Annotated in this window: 5 protein-coding genes; 1 reads left to right on the plus strand and 4 read right to left on the minus strand. The window is 59.5% G+C overall.

The annotated features are described in order from the left end of the window. Positions 1–381: 381 nt before the first annotated feature. The 3 genes from ACXJKO_RS29255 to ACXJKO_RS29265 form a co-directional block, all read right to left on the minus strand. Positions 382–2,034: an ATP-binding protein gene (locus ACXJKO_RS29255; RefSeq protein ID WP_457094543.1), complete on the minus strand. Its 1,653-nt coding sequence runs from the start codon at positions 2,032–2,034 to the stop codon at positions 382–384. Continuing rightward, positions 2,031–2,855 carry an alpha/beta fold hydrolase gene (locus ACXJKO_RS29260; protein WP_457094547.1) on the minus strand — a complete coding sequence of 275 codons (825 nt, stop codon included), beginning with the start codon at positions 2,853–2,855 and terminating at the stop codon, positions 2,031–2,033. The genes ACXJKO_RS29255 and ACXJKO_RS29260 overlap by 4 nt, the downstream gene beginning before the upstream one ends. 343 nt (positions 2,856–3,198) lie before the next feature. Then, positions 3,199–3,591 carry a response regulator gene (locus ACXJKO_RS29265; protein ID WP_457094544.1) on the minus strand — a complete coding sequence of 131 codons (393 nt, stop codon included), beginning with the start codon at positions 3,589–3,591 and terminating at the stop codon, positions 3,199–3,201. 290 nt (positions 3,592–3,881) lie between these two features. On the opposite strand from ACXJKO_RS29265, the gene ACXJKO_RS29270 reads away from it, so the two are divergent. Continuing rightward, positions 3,882–5,051 carry a sensor histidine kinase gene (locus tag ACXJKO_RS29270; protein ID WP_457094545.1) on the plus strand — a complete coding sequence of 390 codons (1,170 nt, stop codon included), beginning with the start codon at positions 3,882–3,884 and terminating at the stop codon, positions 5,049–5,051. Positions 5,052–5,366: 315 nt separating this feature from the next. Here ACXJKO_RS29270 and ACXJKO_RS29275 read toward each other — a convergent pair. Then, positions 5,367–5,580, minus strand: a 214-nt coding sequence (locus ACXJKO_RS29275; RefSeq protein WP_457094546.1) for a transposase, incomplete at its 5' end; no start/stop codon positions are given.

The following is a 5,580-nucleotide window of genomic DNA, read 5'->3' on the forward strand; positions in this document are numbered from 1 at the left end:
CATCGGCGCCGAATAAAGCCTTCACCCAGGACCTGCGCAAGGCGGGATTTGGCGTGGAAGAGGTAGGTGCCCGCGCCAACGGAACACGTGGGGGCGCAAGACACACGATCTGGATTGCGACCCAACAAGGGGGTCAACCCGCGTCGCAGGCGCAAAGCTAGAGAAACGATGCGTCGTGTATTTCGCTCCCGATCAGACCCATCGCACAACATTCATTCTGGATTGCTTGCTTGGATGGCCTTTCCCGCCGGAGCATAGCATCCCTAACTACGATCTTCGGGCCTTAAGCATCGGACTTAGTACGGAGGTTGGAGCACAAGCAATCGGATAGCGAGCCGAAGCCAAACCTCAAGCGTTTCGAATGCCTCTTATAGGATCAAACTATTTGGCCTGTGACTGCTTGCGCAACTTCTGCGATGCCTTGCGAAGCACGCGTGACAGCGCCTCAACGGAATAGGGCTTCTGCAACAGCTCGAAGCCATGCCCTCCCTCAGCGAGCACATGGCTGTAACCGCTCGTCAGCACCAGCGGCAGATCGGGGTAGAGTCGTTGCACATTGCGGGCCAACTCCACACCGTTCATGCCCGGCATCACCACGTCCGAGAACACGATTTCATGTGTGCCCGGAGACGTCGCCAGTTCATCGAGCGCCGCTTGTGCACTCTCGACCCACTTCGTGCGATAGCCCAACTCCGCCAGCGTCTGCGTCACGAAGGTACCGACATCCCGGTTGTCCTCGACCACCAGCACGCAGGTGCCGTTCCCGTCTTCGACAGACTCCTCCTCTGTAGCGGCCACTCCGAGGGGAGCTATGACACGGGGCAAGTACAGCGTGAAAGTGGTGCCCTGACCGACTGCACTCTCGACAAACACCTGTCCACCCGACTGCTTGACGAACCCGAATACCTGCGACAATCCGAGGCCGGTGCCCTGGCCAACGCCCTTTGTGGTGAAAAACGGCTCGAAGATCTGATCAATCTGATCCACGGGGATGCCCGAGCCATTATCGGCGATCGAAATTGCCACGTGAGGAGCCTTGACCGCCGCGTGTCTCCGGACGGCGGGCATTTTCTCGGCCGGCCACACTGTGATCGTGATCTGGCCCTCATTGTCCATCGCGTCACGCGCGTTGACCACGATGTTGATCAGCGCTGTGTCGAACTGGCTCGGATCGGCGCTGATAAAACACGGCTCATCGGGCAGGTATGTGATGATCTTAATACGGGCCCCGGTCAGCGTGACGACCATGTCGCTGAGCATACGGACGGCCTGCCCTGCATCGAACGTCTCAGGCTTGAGGGCTTGGCGCCGGGCAAAGGCCAAAAGCTGGCTCGTGAGCTTGGCGGCCCGGTCGACGGTATCGGAGATCGCGGCGACATAGCGGGCACGCCGCTCCTCTGACAGGTCCGGTCTCTTGAGGAGATCAGTCGAAGATTTGATGACTGTGAGCAGGTTGTTGAAGTCATGTGCCACACCTCCCGTGAGCTGGCCCACAGCCTCCATCTTCTGGGATTGGCGCATAGCCTCCTCGGCTTTCAGACGCTCGGCGACCTCATGCGTTACCCTTTCCTCCAGGGTCTCGTTCAGGCGCTTGAGGTCCTCAGCGGCCTGCTCGGCCTTTTGGCGCGCGCGAAGCAACTCTTGCTCGTACCTTCGCCGGTCAGTGGCATTGAAGAGGGTGATGCGGTTGACGACAGGATTCCCGCCAGCGTCCCGCTTCTGGACAGCATTGGCGAGAACCGGCAAGGCGCGACCATCGGCGCAGATCAGATCAAAGGCGACCTCATTCACAAAGCCCTGCATCCGCAGGAGCGGCGCGAAATGGGTGTCGTAGAAGACTCTGCCGCCAATGCTCAGAAGGTCTTGAACACGTTTATGGCCGACAAGGTCGTGCCGCTTCATACCGATCCAGGTGAGGCAGGTTTGGTTGGCTCTGATGATGGTGCCATCCGGCAGGGTTAAGAGGTAGCCGCAGGGGGCACTCTCGTAGAGTTCCTCCGGAGTTTCGATTATCGCCTCTGGGTCTATGCTCACTCTGCCGCCGTCGTGTTGGGAGCTGAACCGTTAAGAAAGGCTGCCATGGCGGCAATCGTCTCCTCTGGTGCACTCAGGTTCGGACAATGGCCTGTTGCCTTCATCAGGACGAACTCACTGCCCGGCAGGTTCTGATGCACATAGCGTCCTACCACCTCAGGAGCAATCGCGTCCTGCGAGCACTGAAGGATGAGCGCCCTCGCTTTTACGTTGGGAAGATCAGCCCGGTTGTCTGAGAGAAAGGTCACCCGTGCGAAGTGCTTGGCGATCTCGGGGTTCGTGCGGCAGAAGCTGTTGGTGAGTTCCTCGCCGAGTTCGGGACGCTCCGGGTTGCCCATGATCACCGGAGCCATCGTGCTCGACCAGCCGAGATGATTACTGTCGAGGATGTCCAGCAGGCCTTCAATGTCCTCATGTTTGAACCCACCCACATAATCGCCATCGTCGATGTAGCGTGGTGAGGGGCCAATGAGCACAAGACGGTCGAAGCGCTCCGGCTCCTGGATGGCAGCGAGAACCCCGATCATGGCGCTGACAGAGTGGCCGACGAAGATGACGTTCTTGAGGTTCAACTCGTGGCAGATCGCCAGGACGTCGTCGGCATAGCCATTGAGCGAGGCGTATGTTGTCCTGTTAAAGGCCGTTGCATCGGACTGCCCATGCCCGACATGGTCGAAGAGGATGATCCTGTAACGATCCTGGAAGGCAGGGGTGATGAAGCGCCACATGTTCTGGTCGCAACCGTAGCCATGGGCAAAAATCATGGCCTGCTCGCCATAACCCAGAACCTTAACATTATGTCGGGTCAGAACGGCAGACATGGGCATGCTATTCAACTCCAAAGATCGGTTGGCAGGGTTGACTCATCAAATCACCGCAAGCGTTGCAATTCAGCCGGCCTGCTTGGGTGTGCCCACTCCCATTTTCAACACACGGGATAGTACGTCAGACCCTCGGCATCAAGCGAGCCCTCACGGGCCTTGGAGCCCGTGTTCAAGGTTCCGGGCATGTTGTTCACGGTACGCCAGCCCCATATGATTAACATAGGCTAATCGACATGGCCGGATCAGCTCGCGGTCCGTACGGCAAGTCGTCTCTATGTTTCCGATGATCCCGCAGGTGACCTTTCAGGGCAGGAAATCTCCATTCGGGGATACCGCTCCCTTAGCGCCCGTTCGACGTGAGAAGAGTCTTGAGCAGCCTTACCAGCGTCTCTGGATGGACGGGCTTGCCGATGAAGAGGGCTCCCTCAGGAAGGTCGCCGGGCTTGGGAACAGCCCGCCCTGAGGCGATTAGGACGCCGACGTCCTGCTGGCTGTCGCGAACGTACCGGGCCAACTCGAAACCGTTGATGCTGCCGCGCGGCATCTCCACGTCCGTCACCATCCCTTGGATGCCTGAGGTGGCTTTCAGAACCTGGAGCGCCTCATCGGCATGGGCGGCTTCAATCACCTTGAAGTTGGCGTCCTCCAGTACGTCCACGAGCGTCATCCGGACGAGCGCTTCGTCTTCAACAACGAGAATAAGGGGACGTGCATCATGTTTCGGGCCAGGCATGCCTGACGTAAGTGAAACCAACCGTCTTTGTTCCTAATGCCAAGATCTCAAGCAATGCTCCCTACCCTGGGCACATCTTGGCTAAGGTCACCTCTTGACTCGAAGAAAATTCGAATCCGTCGTGAGATCCTCCGGAATGACGCGGTCGTCATGCGTCAGAGTGAAATCCACCCTTCCCTCATGCATGGTTCTTATGTCGGGCCGATCTTCGCTGGAACCGAACAAAGCCGTTGGGCTTTTCAAGCCTTACGGCGTGAGGATCCACGGCGGGCATCCCAGCAGGAGGCACAATGCCCAAGAGGAGCGATGGTCCGAACCCTGACGTGAGGCGTCTACACGAGTACCAGAGGGCGCTGGCCGCCTTCAGCCGGATTGCCTCCGAGGTTCTGCCACGTGAGAAGCTCTTGCACTACGCCGCCGCCCAGGTGTCCCGTGTGACCCACATCAAGCACGTGAAGGTGCTGTGCTATCGTCCTGATCACGGCGACCTGCTGATCGTGGCGGGCGTGGGCTGGAAGCCCGGTGTGGTTGGACATACGACCTTTGCCCTCGACAACGCCTCGGTTGCTGGCCGGTCCATGCAGACGGCGGCTCCGGTGATCGTCGAGGATCTGCCCAACGATCCCGAGTTCCGCTCGCACCCGAGCTTACGCGAGCACGGCATCGTTTCGCTGGTGAACGTGCCGGTGCGGATCGACGGGCGCACCTGGGGGGTGCTGGAAGTCGACGCGGAGGAGCCGCACACTTTCGATGAGGCGGATGTGACCTTCTTGACCACGGTGGCCAATATCCTCGGGGTGGCCCTGCTGCGGCTGGAAACCGAGGCCAAGGCAGCGGAGGCGTCGGCAGGACATGCAAGGGAGAAATCCTTTGCCGAGGTGATTCTGCGTGAGTTCCAGCACCGGGTGAAGAACAACCTCCAGACCATCATCTCCTTCCTGGCCCTGCAACGCCGCCATGCCTCGACGCCGGAGGATCGGAACCGCTTTGTGAGCGTTATGGACCGGGTGCACGCCATCGCCCTTGCGCAGGATCAGCTCTCTTTTGAAGCCGGCATCAGCAATGTGGAGTTCGGGGATTACCTGCGCGCCCTGTGCGCCAACATCGATCCGCAGCGGGAGACGGTAAACATTGAGGTGAATGCCCAAAGAGGAGCGCTGCTTCCCCTCGACCGAGCCGTAGCGGCTGGTCTGATTGTCAACGAGCTCGTCACCAACTCACTGAAGTACGCCTTTGATGAGGATGGTGGGGCGATCCTGGTCAGCTTCACGACACAGCTCGAACTCGGCGAGGCTTGCCTTGTGGTTGAGGACAACGGACGTGGGATGGGGCCGCGCCGCGAAGGCGGGCTCGGCTTGCAGCTCATCGACGCCTTTACAAATCAGCTCGATGGGCAGGTGGACCAGGAGCCGGTCGAGAAAGGCACGCGCACCTGCGTCAGGTTTCCCCTGCCGCTGTGATGACGTTTTCCTGTACGGGGCAATCACGGGCCAGCCGAACATCTGAGTGCCAACTGACATCTGAGTGCCAACTGACAGACAGTTTGCTCTATCTCGAAATTCCGGATTATTGCCTCAATGCGGCAGGTCCGTTCGGGGTCTTGGTCGTGTCAAAACGCTTTCGCAAAAGACGGATTGCGGCTTTCCCCGCTCCAAGGCCCTTCACCATCATGGGCGAGCGCGGATTGGCTTATCGTCGATGGAATGAAGCTCCCATCGCCTCTGAAGCGAGGATCCGGCRTGTCACAGGCGTGATGACGCGGGCAGAACCCGCCCCTAAGTCCTGAGGGCGGCCATCAGCGGCTGAATACCCAGGATGTTCAGCACCCGAGTGAGATTGTAGGCGAGCACGTGCAGCGCCATCTCGCCCCTCACCTTCGGCAGCCGCTTCATCAGGAAGTGGACCGCACCCATGCGCAGCTTGATCGTGCCGAAGGGATGCTCGACCACCTCGCGCCGCTGGCGCATTGCCCCCGGGTTCAGATCAAGT

The organism is Microvirga sp. P5_D2, assembly GCF_054049475.1.

What these genes read in the sequence shown, in the direction of transcription:
- ACXJKO_RS29265 (WP_457094544.1), bottom strand. Translation starts at nt 3,591, where the DNA reads ATGCCTGGCCCGAAACATGATGCACGTCCCCTTATTCTCGTTGTTGAA.
- ACXJKO_RS29260 (WP_457094547.1), bottom strand. Translation starts at nt 2,855, where the DNA reads ATGTCTGCCGTTCTGACCCGACATAATGTTAAGGTTCTGGGTTATGGC.
- ACXJKO_RS29270 (WP_457094545.1), top strand. Translation starts at nt 3,882, where the DNA reads ATGCCCAAGAGGAGCGATGGTCCGAACCCTGACGTGAGGCGTCTACAC.